15 protein-coding genes and 2 pseudogenes are annotated in these 18450 nt (G+C 47.2%); 9 read left to right on the top strand and 8 right to left on the bottom strand.

The features are described from left to right. Positions 1-174: 174 nt before the first annotated feature. The 3 genes and pseudogenes from LZT21_RS00565 to LZT21_RS11895 all read left to right on the top strand — a co-directional run. Entirely contained in the window at positions 175-3153 is a 2979-nt protein-coding gene (locus tag LZT21_RS00565) for a ribonucleoside-diphosphate reductase subunit alpha (protein ID WP_255696349.1), read from the top strand. Between the two features lie 42 nt (positions 3154-3195). Beyond that, complete coding sequence (locus tag LZT21_RS00560) at positions 3196-4389, top strand: ribonucleotide-diphosphate reductase subunit beta (RefSeq protein ID WP_233923113.1); 1194 nt, start codon at positions 3196-3198, stop codon at positions 4387-4389. Between the two features lie 480 nt (positions 4390-4869). Next, a pseudogene (locus tag LZT21_RS11895) lies at positions 4870-4950 on the top strand (histone); the annotation flags it as partial. A gap of 220 nt (positions 4951-5170) precedes the next feature. On the opposite strand, the gene LZT21_RS00550 reads toward LZT21_RS11895, so the two are convergent. From LZT21_RS00550 to LZT21_RS00520, 7 genes and pseudogenes are all read right to left on the bottom strand, one after another. Then, the gene (locus tag LZT21_RS00550; RefSeq protein ID WP_233989077.1) at positions 5171-6130 is read right to left on the bottom strand and encodes a carbohydrate kinase family protein; all 960 of its coding nucleotides are present in this window, start codon (positions 6128-6130) and stop codon (positions 5171-5173) included. Between the two features lie 32 nt (positions 6131-6162). After that, positions 6163-6681, bottom strand: coding sequence for a DUF3426 domain-containing protein (locus LZT21_RS00545; RefSeq protein ID WP_233923381.1), 519 nt, complete (start codon positions 6679-6681; stop codon positions 6163-6165). 96 nt (positions 6682-6777) lie between these two features. Next, positions 6778-7689, bottom strand: a pseudogene (prmA, locus tag LZT21_RS00540) (50S ribosomal protein L11 methyltransferase); the annotation flags it as partial. Between the two features lie 2 nt (positions 7690-7691). Next, positions 7692-9056, bottom strand: a complete 1365-nt coding sequence (accC, locus tag LZT21_RS00535) for an acetyl-CoA carboxylase biotin carboxylase subunit (RefSeq protein ID WP_233923111.1) — start codon at positions 9054-9056, stop codon at positions 7692-7694. Between the two features lie 20 nt (positions 9057-9076). Next, complete coding sequence (gene accB / locus LZT21_RS00530; protein WP_233923380.1) at positions 9077-9568, bottom strand: acetyl-CoA carboxylase biotin carboxyl carrier protein; 492 nt, start codon at positions 9566-9568, stop codon at positions 9077-9079. A 78-nt stretch (positions 9569-9646) separates the two neighbouring features. Beyond that, positions 9647-10105: a type II 3-dehydroquinate dehydratase gene (gene aroQ / locus LZT21_RS00525; RefSeq protein ID WP_233934927.1), complete on the bottom strand. Its 459-nt coding sequence runs from the start codon at positions 10103-10105 to the stop codon at positions 9647-9649. 190 nt (positions 10106-10295) lie between these two features. Then, positions 10296-10823: a TlpA disulfide reductase family protein gene (locus tag LZT21_RS00520; protein WP_233989076.1), complete on the bottom strand. Its 528-nt coding sequence runs from the start codon at positions 10821-10823 to the stop codon at positions 10296-10298. Between the two features lie 40 nt (positions 10824-10863). Between LZT21_RS00520 and mpl the strand changes: the two genes are divergently transcribed. From mpl to mtgA, 6 genes are read left to right on the top strand one after another with little or no spacing between them, the layout of a single operon-like run. Continuing rightward, on the top strand, positions 10864-12261 hold the full coding sequence (mpl, locus tag LZT21_RS00515; RefSeq protein ID WP_233989075.1) for a UDP-N-acetylmuramate:L-alanyl-gamma-D-glutamyl-meso-diaminopimelate ligase: 1398 nt from the start codon (positions 10864-10866) through the stop codon (positions 12259-12261). 58 nt (positions 12262-12319) lie between these two features. Then, positions 12320-13054, top strand: coding sequence for a 3-oxoacyl-ACP reductase FabG (fabG, locus tag LZT21_RS00510; protein ID WP_233989074.1), 735 nt, complete (start codon positions 12320-12322; stop codon positions 13052-13054). 2 nt (positions 13055-13056) lie between these two features. Then, positions 13057-15099 carry a ribonuclease catalytic domain-containing protein gene (locus LZT21_RS00505; RefSeq protein WP_233989073.1) on the top strand — a complete coding sequence of 681 codons (2043 nt, stop codon included), beginning with the start codon at positions 13057-13059 and terminating at the stop codon, positions 15097-15099. Then, on the top strand, positions 15077-15970 hold the full coding sequence (locus tag LZT21_RS00500) for an energy transducer TonB (RefSeq protein WP_233923105.1): 894 nt from the start codon (positions 15077-15079) through the stop codon (positions 15968-15970). The genes LZT21_RS00505 and LZT21_RS00500 overlap by 23 nt, the downstream gene beginning before the upstream one ends. A 9-nt stretch (positions 15971-15979) precedes the next feature. Then, positions 15980-16897 carry a shikimate dehydrogenase gene (aroE, locus tag LZT21_RS00495; protein WP_233989072.1) on the top strand — a complete coding sequence of 306 codons (918 nt, stop codon included), beginning with the start codon at positions 15980-15982 and terminating at the stop codon, positions 16895-16897. Next, positions 16884-17600 carry a monofunctional biosynthetic peptidoglycan transglycosylase gene (gene mtgA, locus LZT21_RS00490; RefSeq protein WP_233934933.1) on the top strand — a complete coding sequence of 239 codons (717 nt, stop codon included), beginning with the start codon at positions 16884-16886 and terminating at the stop codon, positions 17598-17600. Before aroE ends, mtgA begins: the two co-directional genes overlap by 14 nt. Here mtgA and pyrF read toward each other — a convergent pair. Continuing rightward, complete coding sequence (gene pyrF, locus LZT21_RS00485; protein ID WP_233989071.1) at positions 17557-18429, bottom strand: orotidine-5'-phosphate decarboxylase; 873 nt, start codon at positions 18427-18429, stop codon at positions 17557-17559. The two genes, mtgA and pyrF, sit on opposite strands and share 44 nt — an antisense overlap. Between the last annotated feature and the right edge of the window lie 21 nt (positions 18430-18450).

Here is an 18450-nt window from a genome sequence, read left to right as displayed (position 1 = left end):
GACAAAAAATTGTGAGAAAAAGCTTATCAAAGATGAAATAATTCCCTATACTTAGTGTCAATAAGTGCTTAAAACACTAGATCTAGTATTTTAAGCGATGCACAGCAGATAGCTGCCGAAGCCCTGTATTGATTGAATTTAACCCTTTTTACCCTATTAGAGTCTAGGAGTTCTATGTCTTACGCAAACCCACAAGCGGCTGGTTTGGCTTCTAACACCCAAACGACAGGCCTGAATCCTGGGGCCCCAATCAGCCAAACGCCCTCAGCAGGCTTTATGGCGGGTGGGGTTGGGGCGGGTCAGACGACCCAATTATCCGATTACAAAATTATTCGGCGCAACGGTTCTGTGGTCGCATTTGAGCCATCTAAAATTGCCATCGCTGTGACAAAAGCATTTTTGGCAGTTAATGGTGGGCAGGGCGCAGCCTCGGCACGGGTTCGCGAGCAAGTTGAGCAATTAACGAGCGTTGTTGTGCGTGCCTTGTTGCGCAGTCGCCCCAATGGCGGAACTTTTCATATTGAAGATATTCAAGATCAGGTCGAGCTAGCATTGATGCGGGGTGGTGAGCATAATGTGGCGCGATCCTACGTGCTTTACCGTGAAAAGCGCAATCAAGAACGCGCCTCGCAGCAGGTTTTAACGACAGAGGCAAAAGGTCAAGCAGAATCAGCACCCCCAATTCTGCAAGTTATGGACGAGGGCGTTTCGCGACCGCTAGATATGGGTGCTTTACGCACGATTATTGAGGCCGCGTGCGAGGGTTTGGGTAATCATCTTGACGCTAGCCCAATCATTACCGAAACGATTAAAAATTTATACGATGGCGTACCTTTAACGCAAGTATATGACTCTGCAATTTTGGCGGCGCGCACCTTAATTGAAAAAGATCCTGCCTATAGCCCCGTGACGGCACGCATACTAATGCACGTGATCCGCAAAGAAATTTTGGGACGTGAAGTATTACAGGGGGATATGCAAGCGGAGTACCCAAATTATTTCCCTAAATATATTCGCCAAGGAATTGATGCCGAATTACTGGATCCCCGTTTGCTGGAGTATGACTTAACCCGATTATCGGCAGCGCTAAATGCTGATCGCGATTTGCAATTTAACTATTTGGGTTTGCAAACACTGTATGACCGCTATTTCTTGCATATTGAAGACCACCGCATAGAAATGCCGCAAGCGTTTTTTATGCGTGTTGCGATGGGCTTGGCTCTCAATGAACTAGATCGCGAACGGCGCGCAATTGAATTTTATGAAATTCTGTCAACCTTTGATTTTATGTCGAGTACCCCGACTTTATTTAATTCGGCAACGACCCGCCCCCAACTATCAAGCTGTTATCTCACTACGGTAGATGATGACTTAGATGGCATTTACGAGGCGCTCAAAGAAAATGCCTTGCTCTCTAAATTTGCTGGTGGTTTAGGCAATGACTGGACTAATGTACGCGCCCTAGGAAGCCACATTAAAGGCACCAATGGTAAGTCACAAGGCGTTGTACCGTTTTTGAAAGTGGTGAATGATACTGCTGTCGCAGTCAATCAGGGTGGTAAGCGTAAGGGGGCTGTGTGTGCCTATTTAGAAACTTGGCATTTAGATATCGAAGAGTTTTTAGAGTTACGCAAAAATACGGGCGATGATCGCCGCCGTACGCACGACATGAATACCTCGAATTGGATTCCAGATTTATTTATGAAACGGGTGATGGAGAATGGCGATTGGACTTTATTCTCACCCTCGAATACCCCTGATTTACATGATAAGTTTGGCAAAGCCTTTGAGACAGCTTATGTTGCGTATGAGCAAAAAGCCGAACGTGGCGAGCTCAAGCCAAGTCGTAAAATTCCTGCGCAACAACTCTGGCGCAAGATGTTGGGTATGTTGTTTGAAACCGGGCATCCCTGGATTACATTTAAAGATCCCTGTAATATTCGTAGCCCCCAGCAGCATGTTGGCGTAGTGCATTCGTCGAATTTATGTACGGAGATAACTCTGAATACGAATGAGACTGAAATTGCAGTTTGTAACTTAGGTTCAGTCAACTTAACGGCCCACATGATCAGCGATGCCAATGGCAAACTGGTTTTAGATCATGCTAAGCTACAAAAAACAATCCGTACGGCGATGCGCATGTTGGATAACGTCATCGACATTAACTACTATGCTGTAGCTAAGGCGCGCAATTCCAATTTAAAGCACCGTCCAGTCGGTTTGGGCATTATGGGTTTTCAAGACTGCTTACACATGCAGCGAATTCCGTATGCCAGCGAGCAGGCCGTGCAATTTGCCGATAGCTCGATGGAGGCGGTGTGTTACTACGCTTACCAAGCATCGAGTGAATTAGCTGAAGAACGGGGCACCTATAGTACCTATACGGGTTCTTTATGGGATCGTGGCATTCTGCCGCAAGACTCAGTGCGCCTATTGGCTGAAGAGCGTGGTGGGTATGTTGAGGTAAACATGTCCTCGACGCTGAACTGGGATGGTCTGCGCAGCAAAATTAAGCAACATGGGATGCGCAACTCGAATTGCGTAGCAATTGCGCCAACGGCAACGATTTCTAACATTATTGGCGTATCGGCTTGCATTGAGCCGACCTTCCAAAATTTGTTTGTGAAGTCGAATTTATCGGGCGAATTTACGGTGGTGAACGAGTACTTGGTGCGCGACCTAAAAGATCGTGGCTTATGGGATGAGGTCATGATTGCCGATTTGAAATATTTTGATGGCACCTTATCGAAAATTGATCGCGTACCCCAAGATTTACGCGATTTATATGCTACCGCTTTTGAGGTCGAGCCAAGCTGGTTAGTGGAAGCTGCGTCGCGTCGTCAAAAATGGATTGATCAAGCGCAATCGCTCAATATCTATATGGGCGGCGCTTCGGGCAAGAAGCTCGATGACACTTATAAGTTAGCTTGGTTGCGTGGCCTGAAAACCACCTACTACTTGCGTACCATGGCCGCCACCCACGTTGAAAAATCTACCGTAGCTAGCGGTCAACTGAATTCTGTTTCAAGTGGCGGTGGCGTCGCTGGAACTGATGCGGCAGCGAGTGCGAATAATGCTCTTGCCACCGATGGTCCGGCTTGCACGATGCGACCTGGTGATGCAGGATTTGATGAATGTGAAGCTTGTCAGTAAGTTGCAACTTACAACAAGTATGAAAGTATTAAGGAGAAGCGTATGTTGAATTGGGAAGAGGATGTAGCGCCAGCACTAGCTAAAGCAGGTTTGGCCCCTCAGCCAATAGCAGTGGATGTAAAACGGAGTGAGCCTTTGCAACACCAAGCTGATGAGGTCGCCAAGGTTGCGCCGCAGACGCATAGCGTCAATATTCCGGCAAAGGACGATGCCGTAGCGCGGCGGGTTAATGTTGCCGATAAACGGGTAATTAATGGCACTACCGATGTCAATCAGTTAGTCCCCTTTAAATATAAATGGGCTTGGGAAAAATATTTAGCCGGTTGCGCCAACCACTGGATGCCACAAGAGATCAATATGAATCGCGATATAGCGCTTTGGAAAGACCCCAATGGCTTAACCGACGATGAACGCAGAATTATTATGCGTAATTTGGGCTTTTTTACTACCGCCGACTCATTAGCGGCTAACAATATTGTGTTGGGCACTTATCGCCAGATTACCGCGCCAGAATGCCGTCAATACCTCTTGCGCCAGGCATTTGAAGAGGCAATTCATACGCATGCCTACCAATATATTGTGGAATCATTAGGCTTAGATCAGGGTGAAATCTTTAATGCTTACAACGAAATTGCTTCTATTCGTGACAAAGATGAGTTCTTAATTCCCTATATTCACGTCCTAACTGACCCTGCATTTAAGACTGGGACATTAGAAAACGACCAAATATTACTCCGTTCCTTGATCGTTTTTGCCTGCGTAATGGAAGGTTTATTCTTTTATGTTGGTTTTACGCAAATACTTGCAATGGGTCGTCAAAACAAAATGACGGGGGCTGCTGAGCAGTATCAATACATCTTGCGCGACGAGTCAATGCATTGCAATTTTGGGATTGATTTAATTAATCAAATAAAGCTGGAGAACCCACAGTTATGGACTTCCGCGTTCAAAGATGAGATCAAAACGATCTTTGAAAAAGCAGTTGAATTAGAGTACCGATATGCCGAAGATACGATGCCAAGAGGAGTGCTTGGATTGAACGCGCCGATGTTCAAAGGCTACCTCCGATACATCTGTAATCGTCGTTGTATGCAAATAGGACTTGACTCTATGTTCCCAAATGAAGAGAATCCATTTCCATGGATGTCAGAAATGATTGATCTGAAAAAAGAACGTAACTTTTTTGAGACCCGCGTTATTGAGTATCAAACTGGTGGTGCGCTGAATTGGGAGTAAGTATTGAATTGCAGTGAGCGTACTCAGCAGATGAATAGGAGATTAGTCGGTTGAATAGTTTTAGTAGCCAATATTTGAGCCTAAAAGAATTCCGAAAACCCTTTCAACAGGGTGCGTGGAAGGCTCTTCCCCTTTTCTCCAACCTATTTAAAAAGCCGTTATCTGCAAGGATTACGGCTTTTTTTCCCAGATTCATTAGCGTGCAGCATTGTGTATTAGGCCGCATGCCGATGAATGGCTCGCTTGTTTGTTCTGCAATGCCGCAAGGTAAAGCAAAGCTAAATGGTCGGGTCTTCTTAATCGGAAGTTCGTTTTAAACTTCATTGAAGGAGTAATACTATGGCCATGGCCAAGAAAAAACCTGCTGCAAAGAAAAAAGTAGCTGCTAAGAAGCGCCCAGCTGCTAAGAAAAAAGTAGCTGCTAAGAAGCGCCCAGCTGCTAAGAAGCGTCCAGCTGCTAAGAAGCGTCCTGCCGCCAAAAAGCGTCCTGCCGCCAAAAAAGCTGCAAAGAAAAAGCCTGCTAAAAAAGCAGCTAAGAAGAAAGCTGCAAAAAAAAAGTAACTAAAAAACCTGCCGCCAAGAAGAAAGCGGGCTCAGCAGTAAAAAAGCCCGCGGCTAAAGCAGCCCCAGCCTCAACGCAAACTGCGTTGAATCCTGCAGCAGCTTGGCCCTTCCCAACCGGTAGCCGTCCTTAAGTTTCAAGTTTTCTGACGCTCATGGACGTATAGTTACTTGGATGGGGTCCTTCGGGACCCCTTTTTATTGGGTTAATCGCTTGGAATTAATAACGATAGCCAAAGGCCTTAGCAAATAAGTCGGCAATTTCAGGAGCCCTTGGTTGATGGTTTTGTGGGCCTTGATGGGCAATTTTGATTGAACCCATCAGGCTGGCCAATTTACCAGTCGTTTCCCAATCCATGCCTTGATTTAGACCATATAGCAAGCCGGCTCGAAAAGCATCACCACAACCTGTTGGATCGATTAGCTCTGTGGCCTTGACCACTGGGATTTCTAATTGCCGGCTGGCAGTAAAAATGGTGGCACCAGCAGCGCCTTTAGTCACAATTAATGCTTGTACCCGTTCGGCTAGTTGCTTTAAAGACATCCCCGTGCGTTGCGCCAGCATCTCGGCTTCATAGTCATTCACCGCTAAATAACTGGCTAGGGCTGTGAGCTCTAGTAACTCTTTCCCATTAAACATGGGCAAACCTTGGCCAGGATCAAAAATAAAAGGTATGTGCGCCTCCGCTAATTGATGGCAATGCTCCCACATACCTTGACGTCCATCAGGAGCAACAATGCCTAAAGTGGGCAAAGATTTATTTGTGCGCCGACATTCATCTAAGACTTGCGCCACCGAATTGAGATGCGAAGCATTCATTGCCCCAGGATGAAAGGCAGTAATTTGGTTGTTGGCAAGATCGGTGGTGATCATCGCTTGGGCAGTAAACGACTCTGGGATTTGGCGAATATGGGTGGTATCAATTTGTAGTCGACTGAAGCGTTCGAGGTAAGGCTTAGCATCACTACCTACGGCAGCCATGATGATCGGTTCACCATTTAACAGTTTTAAGTTATAGGCAATATTGCCCGCACAACCCCCAAATTCGCGCCGCATCTTCGGCACTAAAAAAGCGACATTCAAAATATGAATTTGCTCTGGGAGAATTTGTTCCTGAAAGCGACCTTCAAAGTTCATGATGGTGTCATAGGCCACCGAGCCGCAAATCAAACTAGCCATGTTGTACTTTCTAAATAAAGTAGCTGCAAAAATTAAGGATACACAATTCGCAAGCGATAGCCTGCGGCTTGAGCTGGTAATTTTAGTGGCATAGCACAGCTCACTTTTAGGCCAGCTGCTGCACCGGTGTGCTGAAAATCAGGATGGTCAGCTTGAAATTGAGCTGATAGCCACGTTGCCGGCAAAAACTCAATTCGACTTAGGGTGTTTTCGGAGATATCAATTAAAGTTAGCTCAATATTTGGCCATGCAACAGGCAAAGCCAAACGATTTTGTAATTCAAAAGACAAAATAGAGGGGATCTCAGCGTCTTTAGAGGCGTTATTTTTATTTTCCATGCCCAAGCTAGCCGAATCTATCTTCCACGCCTCAAACGCCTTAATCGGTGCTTCCTTGCAACTGAGATATTTGCACAGAATCGTATTTACTTTTAATACCGAAGTAAAAGCGGCAAGATTCAAGGGATTTATTTTTTCATCCACTTGTGGTGCAAGTGAGCGTAACAAGGGCGCCCTAAATAAATGACTGCCGCCGATGAGCAAAAGCAACACCAACAAACTACTGAGTAAAACATAGAGAAGCCAAGATTTTTTAGGTGTACGAGTTGCTGGACGAGGCCCCGTAGCAGCCAAATTCAGTGGCAAGATACCATGCAAACAAACCCAACCTTCACTGTCTCCCACTACTGTGAGAGGTAGCCACTGGCTATAGGCCGTCGCGATTTCAGTAGCCTGACGCGCCAAGATACCAGAAAGAATAAGGTGTCCACCTGGACGTAAACGACTGATTAGCAGGGGGGCTAACAGCTGCAATGGGTTAGCTAAAATATTCGCCATCACAATATCAAACTGCGTTGATGCTAGCGCATGGGTGATTTCACCATCGGGCAAAACAAAATCGATTGCTACTTGGTTTATTTCAGCATTACTGGTGGCAGCAATAATGGCTTGCGGATCAATATCAATTCCCAGCACCGGATTGCAACCCAATTTTTTTGCAGCAATGGCCAAAATGCCAGAGCCACAACCGTAATCTAAGAGACTACGGCCATGTAAATTAAATTGACTTTCTAGCCATTGCAAACAGAGTCGTGTGGTGGGGTGGCTACCCGTGCCGAAAGCAAGTCCAGGATCGAGGGCTAAACAAATTGCGCTGGTATCAACCGGAGTGTCATGCCAAGAAGGTACGATCCAAATACGCTGGCCAATTTGAATGGGTTCAAATTGACTTTGGGTGAGGCGAACCCAATCTTGCTCTGCTACCATTTTTACCAGCGGCGGCGCTAACTTAAAATCTGCCGCAGTTAAAGCACTTAAAATGGCCCTTAGCTCTTCATTAGCGTCTGCCAGCGAAGGTGGGAAGAGCGCAGTAACCGTAGACCGTTCCCATGCCTGAAGATCTGGAGCTAGCCCAGGCTCGCCATAAAGTGGGCTTTCATCGTAACCTCCTGCGCTTGCATCTTCAACCGTAACTGAGAGCGCGCCTAATTCAAGTAAAGCATCCCCAAGGGGTTCAGCAACTTCAGCAGCCACCATGAAAATGAGTTCACGATAAGACACGATTAGCTTTTGCCGCGGCTGGCCGCCTGTTCCTCAAGGCGATGTTCTAAATAATGAATACTCGTTCCGCCCTCAACAAAATTAGGATCTAGCATAAGCTCGCGGTGGAGGGGGACATTCGTTTGAATGCCATCAATGACCATTTCTGATAAGGCAATGCGCATGCGTCGAATAGCCTGCTCACGGGTTTTGCCGTAAGAAATTAACTTACCAATCATGGAGTCATAATTTGGGGGCACCATATAACCGCTATAGGCATGCGAATCAACCCGAATACCAGGGCCCCCTGGCATATGCCACGATAAAATCCGCCCTGGGCTGGGCGTAAATTTAAAGGGATCTTCGGCGTTCAAACGACATTCAATGGCGTGACCTTGGAAGACAATATCTTTTTGGCGAAAGGCTAATTTGAGGCCTGCGGCAATGCGGATTTGTTCTTGCACAATATCAATGCCCGTAATCATTTCGGTGACAGGATGTTCGACTTGCACACGGGTATTCATTTCAATAAAAAAGAATTCACCGTTTTCATATAAAAATTCAAAGGTTCCCGCACCACGGTAAGCCATTTTTTTGCAGGCCTCGGCACAGCGTTCACCAATTTTTGCAATCAATCGTCGATCAATTCCAGGAGCTGGGGCTTCTTCGAGGATTTTTTGGTGGCGCCGCTGCATTGAACAATCGCGCTCACCTAACCAGACCGCATTACCATGGGTATCGGATAAAACCTGAATTTCAATATGACGTGGCTTCTCGAGAAATTTTTCGAGATAGACTTCGGGATTACCAAAAGCCCGTCCTGCTTCTTCGCGGGTCATATTAACGGCATTAATGAGGGCGGCCTCGGTGTGTACTACGCGCATGCCTCGACCACCACCTCCGCCAGCAGCTTTAATAATGACGGGATAGCCAACGCGCTTAGCCGCAGCAATAATTTCTTTTGGGTTATCTGGTAATGCCCCTTCTGAACCTGGCACACAAGGAACACCTGCTTTAATCATGGCCCGCTTAGCCGAGACTTTATCGCCCATTAGGCGAATCGTTTCAGGCCGAGGGCCAATAAACGCAAAACCTGATTTTTCAACCCGCTCGGCGAAGTCGGCATTTTCAGAAAGAAAGCCATAGCCTGGATGAATGGCTTCAGCATCAGTTACTTCAGCCGCAGAAATAATAGCGGGCATATTTAGATAACTTAAGGGGGATGGCGCTGGCCCAATACATACAGCTTCATCAGCCAACTTAACGTACTTGGCTTCTTTATCTGCAACCGAGTAAACCACTACGGTTTTAATGCCCAGCTCGCGACAGGCGCGCTGAATGCGAAGCGCAATTTCGCCTCGATTAGCAATCAGGATTTTGTCAAACATATGCGTTTCGGAAAAGTAAATTAGACAATCACAAAGAGGGGTTGGTCGTATTCAACCCCTTGGCCGTTTTCGCACAAAATTTGCTTGATGACACCAGCAGTCTCGGCTTCAATCTCATTTAACAACTTCATAGCCTCAATAATGCAGAGGGTTTGGCCAACGGTAACAATATCACCGACTTGGACAAAATTAGGCGATTCTGGATTCGGTGCGCGGTAAAAAGTGCCCACCATGGGCGAGCGGGCAATGACGCCTTCGGCCGCAGGCTGATCTTCTTCGGGCGTTTTGCCCTGATTTGTTTCTGCAGTCGAGCTCGCTAGCGTATTCGGACTCACTGTGGGCGCAGGAAAATTTAAGTTGCTTGGGGCATGGCTAAGATTGTGCGCGCCAGATGCCTGCGCATCTCGGGTATTCACAATTCGCACTCGGTCTTCGCCTTCATTTACTTCGAGCTCGGAAATGCCTGAGTCGGCAACCAAATCAATTAAGGTCTTGAGTTTTCTTAGGTCCATAGCCATTTACTTTCTGCTTACTGAATGAAGCTGTAGGGAGATTGAACGACATGAAGGGCTTGCAATGATTTAGCCAACTTATTGCGCAGGTGCCTGCAGCTGCTGCTGGGCTGCCTTGAGGGCTAATTCATAGCCAAGGGGGCCAAGACCACAGATAACGCCGATTGCAAGATCCGATAAATAAGAATGTTTGCGGAAGGCTTCACGTTGATGAATATTGGACAAATGAACTTCAATAAAGGGGATCGCCACACCAGCCAAGGCATCCCGCAAAGCAACACTGGTATGGGTGAAACCGCCTGGATTAATCAAAATAAAGTCGACGCCATCTTGTTTGGCTTTTTGAATGCAATCGATTAGCTCACCTTCATGGTTGCTTTGATAGGTTTGCAGCTCAATGCCAGCCTTCTGAGCGATTAAATTCAGTTCAGCATGAATCTCAGCTAAGGTTTTCGAACCATAAATACCAGGCTCACGGGTACCCAGCAAATTGAGATTAGGGCCCTGAATAACGAGAATTAATGGTTTTTTCGACATAAATAACAACTTTTAAGTACAGTTAAAGATAAAAAGGCGGGAAAGCTATTTTTACCATCGTCAAAGTATACCCGCTTGAGGGCTTAAAAATAGTAAAGCCGCAAATAAAAACCCGTAAAAACGAATCAGGATACCTCAGCTCTGGGGGTAAAAGAGTAGATTAAAAATGGCTAAGTTCAGCTAACTTTTGTTAAATAGCCTTTAAAATGACATTTTTTAGCTCATCTGCATCTATCTTGCCTAATTTTCGGTAGATGATCTGTCCTTTTGCATCGATAATCACAGTAAAAGGTAGTGCTCCCTGGCTATTGCCTAAAGTCTTGCCCATTTGACTGCCCTCTAGGCCGCCAATCACAATGGGGTAGGAAACAGGGGTTTTCAGTAAAAATTCGCGGATATTACTTGGTGAGTCAATGCCAACGCCAATAAAAATCACCGGCTTTGACGCTAGATCCTTACTCAGTTGGTCTAAGGCCGGCATTTCGGCTACACAGGGTGGACACCAAGAGGCCCAAAAATTCACGAGTACTAAACGGCTTTGCCAAATCGCGGGGTTTAATATTTGTCCGTCTGGTTTGACCCACTCCTGCTGGAAAAATTGTTGCGCACTCGGGTCACCGCTTAAGCGGTTTTTAGCCAACCAGTGAGAAATTCCAATGCCGGCGAAAAGGGCAATAATGGCAATCAGGGCCACACTTAGCCATTGTTTTCGGTTCATTCTTTGACTCACACCAACACTCCTTAGCTAAAATTCAGTAATGCATATTCATATCTTGGGCATTTGCGGTACTTTCATGGGCGGCATTGCTGCAATTGCTCGACAGTGCGGACACCAGGTCACTGGATGTGACGCCAATGTCTACCCGCCAATGAGTACACAGCTAGAGGCCCAAGGTATCAAACTCATTGAAGGATACTCCCCCGATCAATTATTGCAGCTTGAAGCAAGGCCCGATTTATTTGTCATTGGTAATGTGGTTTCCCGTGGTAACCCGTTGATGGAGTCCATCATGAACCTAGGGTTACCTTATACCTCTGGGCCCCAATGGTTGGGCGAACAAGTGCTAGCTGGGCAACATGTCTTGGCCGTAGCAGGCACTCACGGTAAAACGACCACGGCGGCCATGCTCGCCTGGATACTCGAATGCCACGGTCTTGAACCAGGTTATTTAATTGGTGGCGTGCCCCTGAATTTTTCTGTGTCGGCGCGCCTTGGGGCGGGCCAATACTTTGTTATTGAGGCCGACGAATACGATACGGCGTTTTTTGATAAGCGCAGTAAATTTGTGCATTACCGTCCGCGTACCGCCTTGCTCAATAATTTGGAATTTGATCACGCTGATATTTTTAGCGACTTAGCGGCGATTGAAACCCAGTTTCACCACTTAGTGAGAACAGTACCGGGCAATGGATTAATAGTTGTGAATGCCGGCGAGCCAGCATTAGAACGGGTTTTGCAACGCGGCGCGTGGTCGGCAGTAGAGGGGTTTGGTCGCGACAAAAATGCTAGCTGGTCATTGTTGCCACAAGCTGCTGATGCCTTTACGGTGCTTCATCAAGGGCAGCCAGTTGCCGAGCTAGTGTGGGAAAAAGATTCAGGTGTAATGGGCACACATAATCAACTGAATGCCCTAGCTGCAATCGCAGCCGCCCATCATATTGGCATTAAGCCAAGTGAAGCGGCAAAGGCATTGGGAACATTTCGAAATGTTAAACGCCGTTTAGAAGTCATCGGCATAAAAAACCACATCACGGTATACGATGATTTTGCCCATCACCCCACTGCCATTGCAACTACACTAGATGGCTTACGTCGCCGAGTGGGTGGGGCACGTATTTTGGCAGTACTAGAACCCCGTTCCAATACCATGAAATTAGGGGTAATGAAAGCCCAACTACCCGCGAGCCTAAATTTGGCAGACCATGTTTTTGCGTATGAGGCCACAGCAGGTAAAGGGGCCCTCAGCTGGGATTTAGAAGGCGCATTGGCACCACTCAACCTACCATCACTCGCACCCAAAGCCCTGGTTTTTAGTGGCCTAGAGCAACTAATTTCAGCAGTTGTAGCGGAAGCCAAATCAGGCGACCATATTTTAGTGATGAGTAATGGCGGGTTTGGTGGGATACACCAGAAAATTTTAGAGTGCCTTGCTTAATTTATGTTGAGTTGAGCTATTCTGAGTCTCGATTGAAATAACCAAAAGGATAGGTCATATGCAGCAACGTTTGCACGATAAAGTAGCCATCATTACTGGCGGAGCAAAAGGGATTGGTTTGGCAACCGCAAAACGCTTTGCTGCAGAGGGAGCCAAAGTGATGTTGGCTGATGTGAATCTAGAAGCAGTGCAAAAGGCTGCCGCTAGTTTGGCAGGCGCCGAAGCTTATGCCATTAATGTGACTGATCGCACTTCTATTCAAGCAGCAATTGAGATGATTATGCAGCGCCATGGGCGCATTGATATTTTAATTAATAACGCTGGCATTACCCAAGATGCGCGGCTGATCAAAATGACCGAAGCCCAATTCGATGCAGTCATCGATGTGAACTTAAAAGGGGTATTTAACTGCACCCAATTAGTTGCGCCTTATATGCTAGAGGCTGGTAAAGGCGCTATCGTGAATGCTTCCAGTGTAGTTGGTTTGTATGGTAATTTTGGTCAAACCAATTATTCCGCTTCGAAATTTGGGGTGATTGGGTTTACTAAAACGTGGGCGCGTGAATTAGGACCTAAAGGCATTCGAGTCAATGCGGTTTGCCCGGGTTTTATTGCTACCGAAATGGTCAAGGCCATGCCAACCGCTATCTTGGCTGATATTGAAAGGCGATGCTGGTTAGGGCGCTTAGGTACACCAGCAGAAATGGCCAATATCTATTTATTTTTAGCCAGCGATGAGGCGAGTTACGTTAATGGTATTGCGCTCGAAGCGAGCGGCGGAATTTCACTTTAAGTATGCAACTGGTATATGAAGAAAGCGGCGAAATTCGTGCTGCAACAGTTATATCTTCTAGTGGTTCAGGCGATAGCGAGTCATGGTTAGTGGCCAGCCTTTCTGGCAAACAACTAAAACTGAAGGCAAAAGAAGTTTGGTTACGGTTTGAACAACCTAGTGCCCAAATTGCCATCGACGCCGCCGCTGTCGTGGCACAGGAAATCGATTTGCAGCTACTCTGGGATTGTGCCCCTGCTGAAGAATTTATCTTTACTGATTTAGCAATTGAGTATTTTGGCAATGCAGTTACTGTGGCGCAAAAAATCGCTTTAGCCATTGCCTTGCAGGGCGCGCCGATTTATTTTCGGCGTAAGGGTCGGGGTCGTTTTCTGCGTGCGCCACTCGAGCAATTACAAGCAGGTTTAGCGGCAATTGAACGTAAAAAGACAGAATTAGCGCAACAAGCTTGTTGGGCAGATGAATTGGTCGCAGGAATTTTTCCGTCGGGCTTACGCAACCAAATTAATAACTTACTTTTTACGCCAGACAAAAATAGCTTGGCATATAAGGCGGTGTTAGCAGCTTGTGCCACTGTTGGCGAAACTCCCGCACAATTATTTATGCGCTGTGGTGCGCTTGAGTCCCCTTTGCATTATCACCAAGGGCTTTTTTTACAACAGCATTTCCCCCACGGAGTTACTCACGCTAGCGGCCTGAGTATTGCTCCGCATGCCCTACAAGAAGCGCTAGCGAATTTACCAGAGGCCCCAGTCCAGGCCTTTTCGATTGATGATGCCAGTACAACTGAAATTGATGATGCCTTTTCAGTGAGCGCCATTTCCGGCGGGGGGTTTCGGATTGGCATTCATATTGCAGCCCCTGCTTTAGCAATTCACCGAGATGACGCTTTCGATCAAATTGCCCGAACTCGCATGTCGACAGTCTATTTTCCTGGCGACAAAATTACCATGTTGCCTCCCGACTTCATTCAGCAGTTTTCGCTCGATGCTGGCTTTTCTCGACCAGCTGTTTCCTTATATGTGGAAGTCGATGCAGAAGGAGAATTAACCGCTGCTAGTCCGCGCTCTGTCATTGAATTAGTGTCAATCGCAGCAAACTTACGTTTGGAAGATCTTGAGAAACTCGTAAGTGCTGAAATGCTTGAAGAACATGCGGGTAAAGAAAGGACCTTAGCTGCCCCCTTTCAAATGGAATTAGGGGTCTTATGGCGAACCGCAAAAATATTCCACGCCCAGCGACAGGCTCAACGTGTGGCCAATGGTCTCAGGGCCGAGCCACTGGGGCCTGCTGAGCCAGGCGCCTTAGCGCGCGATTTTCTGTTTGAGATTACAGGCGCTGTAGGAGCAGAGCAGATTGAAATTATTCCTCGCCAGCGGGGCTCGGTATTAGATACCGTCGTCGCTGAGTGGATGATTTACTGTAATAGCACTTGGGGGCGTCTGCTTGCTGAACAGGGTCTGCCGGGATTATTTAGAACGCAAAAAGGTTGGGGACCCTTGCGCACTCGCATGCAAACTACCCCTGCGCCGCATGAGGGCTTGGGTCTGGAGTATTACGCTTGGTGTACTTCTCCCTTGCGACGCTATACCGATTTAGTCAATCAATGGCAATTACTCGCCATTATTCGTCATGGAGTAATGGCAAAAATGGTGGCCCCCTTTCCGCCACGCGATGCCGATTTAATGGGTATCGCAGCCGACTTTGAGGCTTGTTATCAGGTCTACGGAGAATATCAAGATCGGCTTGAAAAATATTGGTGCTTACGTTGGTTGCTACAAAATAATCTGCCAACTGCAATTACAGTGCGGCATTTAAAAGAAGGGATGGCAAGGGCTGAATTCATTCCCCTGCACTTACCCATTCCTGAGCTGGCTTCCCACGGGCGTCTGACCCGTGCCATGATTGAGGTTACGGCAGTCGATTTATTACAGCTCACTGCGAGTACGCGGGTGAAAGAAATTGAGGCTTTGGTCGATGTAGCAACGGTAAGCACAGCAACTGACGGAATACCTAAGATTAATGACGAAACTGCAAACCCATGATTTTGCTGAGCAACAAAACGCTTTTCGCTTCAGGTTTAAGCGCGCCTGTTTAAGACACCCTATCTGGTGCGCTTTACTAGCGTCAATTGCTTTACACACAATTTTTTTGTCTTTTCGCTGGGGTTGGCAGGAGACGCAAAATCGTCGCTTGAATACGGCCTTAAGTGTAATTTTGGTCAATGCGAATAGTCAAAGTGCGTCAAAGCAGGCCAATCAATTAGCCCAAGCTGATTTACAGGGGGGTGGCGCCGCACCACCCCAGAATGCCAGCGCTATGCACCGCGCTCGCTTGGGAATAGAAGCGCAGATGGAGGTCTTAGAAAAACAACAAAAAAAAATGTTGGCCCAACTCGATGCTCAGCACAAACAGTCTGGCGGCAGACTTAGTGGTGAAGAGCAAACTGCAAAACCCCAATTTAATGCTTTAGAGACAGAATTGGCACAGCGTTTGCAGAATCAAGCAGGTCAGTCGCAGCGCCGCGCAATTTTGACGGCGAGCAATGCAAAGGCAGTGGTCTTTGCGCAGTATTACGATGCGATGCGCAAAAAAATTGAAGCGTATGGCAGCACCTTTTTCCCTCGTGCCAATGGTCGACCAATTTACGGTAGCCTCATTGTATTAATCAGTGTCGATAGCGCTGGAAATTTACTCGTCGCTCGACCCAATTTAACTGGTATTGAAATTAGTCGCCCCTCTGGCATTGCTGAGTTAGATCGTCAGGCGCTAGCAATTGTGCGCGCCGCCGCACCTTTTGGACCCTTCCCCGCGGAGATGCGCAGGCAATTAGAGGTTTTAGATATGGTGGCTACTTTTGAATTTACCCGTGATGCTAGTTCGCCAGGAAGTAACCGTTTGGAATTGCATCGGTAAACTAGCACTATGGACACCAAACTTTTTTACGATCAAGTTGATCCTGCAACTATTTTGGGTAAAGCATGCTACGCAGTGGTTGGCAATCCCATTGGCCATAGCCTCTCGCCTTGGATTCACCAACGTTTTGCTGAGCAGGCAGCGCAGGCCATGTATTACGGGCGCATACAGGCTCCAGTAGAGGGGTTTCAAGCCACTGCTGAGGCTTTTTTTCAGCAGGGTGGTCGAGGCCTGAATGTGACCATACCTTTTAAATTAGAGGCCTGCGCCTTTGCCAAACAACTTACTGCGCATGCGCAACTTGCCGGTGCGGTCAATACCCTATGGCAAGCCGGAGGCCAAATTAATGGTGATAACACCGATGGTTTAGGTTTAGTGCGCGATTTAGATGCACAAGGAATTGAATTAAAGGGCATGAAGATTTTGATATTAGGAGCAGGCGGTGCAGCCCGTGGGATCATTGGTCCTTTACTGGCGCAAAGTCCAGCAGCTGTAATGATTGCGAATCGCTCACCTAGCAAAGCTAAGCAGTTGGCAACACTATTTGCCGAGCTTGCGCATTCGGTAGGCGTCGCATTAACGGCAGAATCAAGCGAAGATTTAGTAACGCAAGTGAGCTCAGGCACACTCGGTCAATTTGATTTAGTGATTAACGCTACTGCGGCCAGCTTAACTGTGCTTTCCCCTATTAGTGATCAAGCCGCTGCGCAGCTTTTTCAGCCTCGTACTTTTGCCTATGACTTGGTTTATGGCAAGCCGACGCCCTTTATGCAGCAGGCCCTGCAACATGGATCACGTGTGAGTGATGGGCTTGGTATGTTAGTAGAACAAGCCGCTGCCGCTTTTTTAATTTGGCGTGGTGCAACTTTCAGTAGCACAATTAATCCGCGGCAAGTCTTGGCCGAATTGCGTCATGTTTTGGCTTAAAACCCACCTCAGTTATTTTTTGAAGTGTGTGGTTTTTGGAATTGTGGCCATGCAAATTTATTTTGTGATTCAAATTGCACTGTGGTCAGTATTACAACCAAGCTCAACTGCCTTTCAGCGTGCCGAACGTTGGCGCTTATGTACTTGGCATTGGTCTTGCGCAATTGAATCTAGCTGGACACCGTATCAGAAAATATCTAGTAATTTAAAGCGCGCTATTTTGGTGAGCGAAGATGATATTTTTTTTCAACATCATGGCGTGCGCCTTGAGGACATGCAAAAAGCCTGGGAGCGCAATCAGCAAAAAGGGACGCAAGCCGTCCGTGGCGGCTCGACGATTACTCAGCAGTTAGCCAAAAATTTATTTTTATCTGCAGAGAAAAATTATTTCCGCAAAGCCCAAGAGTTAGTGATTACAGGCCTGCTAGAGCTTATTTTATCGAAGCAGCGGCTGTTTGAAATCTATATGAATGCAGTCGAGTGGGGTGAGGGGATTTTTGGGGTCGGCGCTGCTGCACAGCATTATTTTGTCACCACGCCAGCTGCTTTAAGCCGTGATCAGGCCGCCGCCTTGGCATCGGCCTTACCTGCGCCGAAATGCTTCGATAAAATTAAATATTGCCGTAAGGCGAGCATTCATTTTCCAACTAGGCAGGCTTTTATTTTGGAGAATATGGATCGCATTGTGCTACCGCGACCCTAATTGCAGCGCGCGTACTGAGAGCGGCTGTGCGGGCGGCGCTAGCAAAATTAGCGCCAGCGCTGGCATACAAAATGGCCCGTGATGAATTAATAATCATGCCTGTGCCCGGCTGCCCGGCAATTTGCCCTGCTTTTACGGTGGCATCTATATCACCGCCTTGAGCACCAATACCCGGAATTAATAGGGGCATATTACCGATGATGGCACGTACCTGGGTAATTTCTTCTGGAAAAGTGGCACCAACTACTAAGCCAACTTGTCCAGAGGTATTCCACTCTTGGCTGGCTAAGCGTGCCACCTGCAAATAAAGGGGTTCAGACCCCGCTTTGTTCATCACGGGTAAGGCTTGCAAGTCGGCACTACCAGGGTTAGATGTCCGACACAAAATAATGACCCCTTTGCCGGTATAGCGCAAATAAGCCTCAACCGAGTCGTGTCCTAAGTATGGGCTCACCGTTACTGCATCAGCCTCATAGCGCTCAAAGCTCTCTATTGCATATTGTTCGGCGGTGCTGCCGATATCCCCTCTTTTAGAGTCCAAAATAATAGGAATATGGGGATAGGTTTTTTTGAGGTAATGCATCAACTTTTCCAGTTGCGGCTCAGCCGCTTGAGCGGCAAAGTAAGCAAATTGGGGCTTAAAGGCGCAGACTAAATCGGCCGTGGTATCGGCTATTTCTTTGCAAAAAGTGAAGACGGCGTCCTTTTGGCCCACTAGGCAGGCGGGTAAGCGCTTTGGATCAGGGTCAAAGCCTACGCACAGCAGGCTTTCTTGCGCAGCCCAGGCCGTCTGAATTTGCTCAATAAAGCTGACTGAATTTGATTTCATAAAGAAGATGATTCATTTAGA

This window comes from Polynucleobacter sp. IMCC 30228, assembly GCF_021395205.1.
Classification (GTDB): domain Bacteria; phylum Pseudomonadota; class Gammaproteobacteria; order Burkholderiales; family Burkholderiaceae; genus Polynucleobacter.
Note: the sequence above shows the minus strand (reverse complement) of the source record. Positions and strands in the feature narration are given on the sequence as shown.

Excerpts from the sequence above, each read along its gene's own strand:
- pyrF (WP_233989071.1), bottom strand. The coding sequence starts at position 18,429 with ATGAAATCAAATTCAGTCAGCTTTATTGAGCAAATTCAGACGGCCTGG.
- aroE (WP_233989072.1), top strand. The coding sequence starts at position 15,980 with ATGGACACCAAACTTTTTTACGATCAAGTTGATCCTGCAACTATTTTG.
- LZT21_RS00565 (WP_255696349.1), top strand. The coding sequence starts at position 175 with ATGTCTTACGCAAACCCACAAGCGGCTGGTTTGGCTTCTAACACCCAA.
- mtgA (WP_233934933.1), top strand. The coding sequence starts at position 16,884 with ATGTTTTGGCTTAAAACCCACCTCAGTTATTTTTTGAAGTGTGTGGTT.
- accC (WP_233923111.1), bottom strand. The coding sequence starts at position 9,056 with ATGTTTGACAAAATCCTGATTGCTAATCGAGGCGAAATTGCGCTTCGC.
- LZT21_RS00500 (WP_233923105.1), top strand. The coding sequence starts at position 15,077 with ATGACGAAACTGCAAACCCATGATTTTGCTGAGCAACAAAACGCTTTT.
- aroQ (WP_233934927.1), bottom strand. The coding sequence starts at position 10,105 with ATGTCGAAAAAACCATTAATTCTCGTTATTCAGGGCCCTAATCTCAAT.
- fabG (WP_233989074.1), top strand. The coding sequence starts at position 12,320 with ATGCAGCAACGTTTGCACGATAAAGTAGCCATCATTACTGGCGGAGCA.
- LZT21_RS00550 (WP_233989077.1), bottom strand. The coding sequence starts at position 6,130 with ATGGCTAGTTTGATTTGCGGCTCGGTGGCCTATGACACCATCATGAAC.
- LZT21_RS00520 (WP_233989076.1), bottom strand. The coding sequence starts at position 10,823 with ATGAACCGAAAACAATGGCTAAGTGTGGCCCTGATTGCCATTATTGCC.
- mpl (WP_233989075.1), top strand. The coding sequence starts at position 10,864 with ATGCATATTCATATCTTGGGCATTTGCGGTACTTTCATGGGCGGCATT.
- LZT21_RS00505 (WP_233989073.1), top strand. The coding sequence starts at position 13,057 with ATGCAACTGGTATATGAAGAAAGCGGCGAAATTCGTGCTGCAACAGTT.
- LZT21_RS00560 (WP_233923113.1), top strand. The coding sequence starts at position 3,196 with ATGTTGAATTGGGAAGAGGATGTAGCGCCAGCACTAGCTAAAGCAGGT.
- accB (WP_233923380.1), bottom strand. The coding sequence starts at position 9,568 with ATGGACCTAAGAAAACTCAAGACCTTAATTGATTTGGTTGCCGACTCA.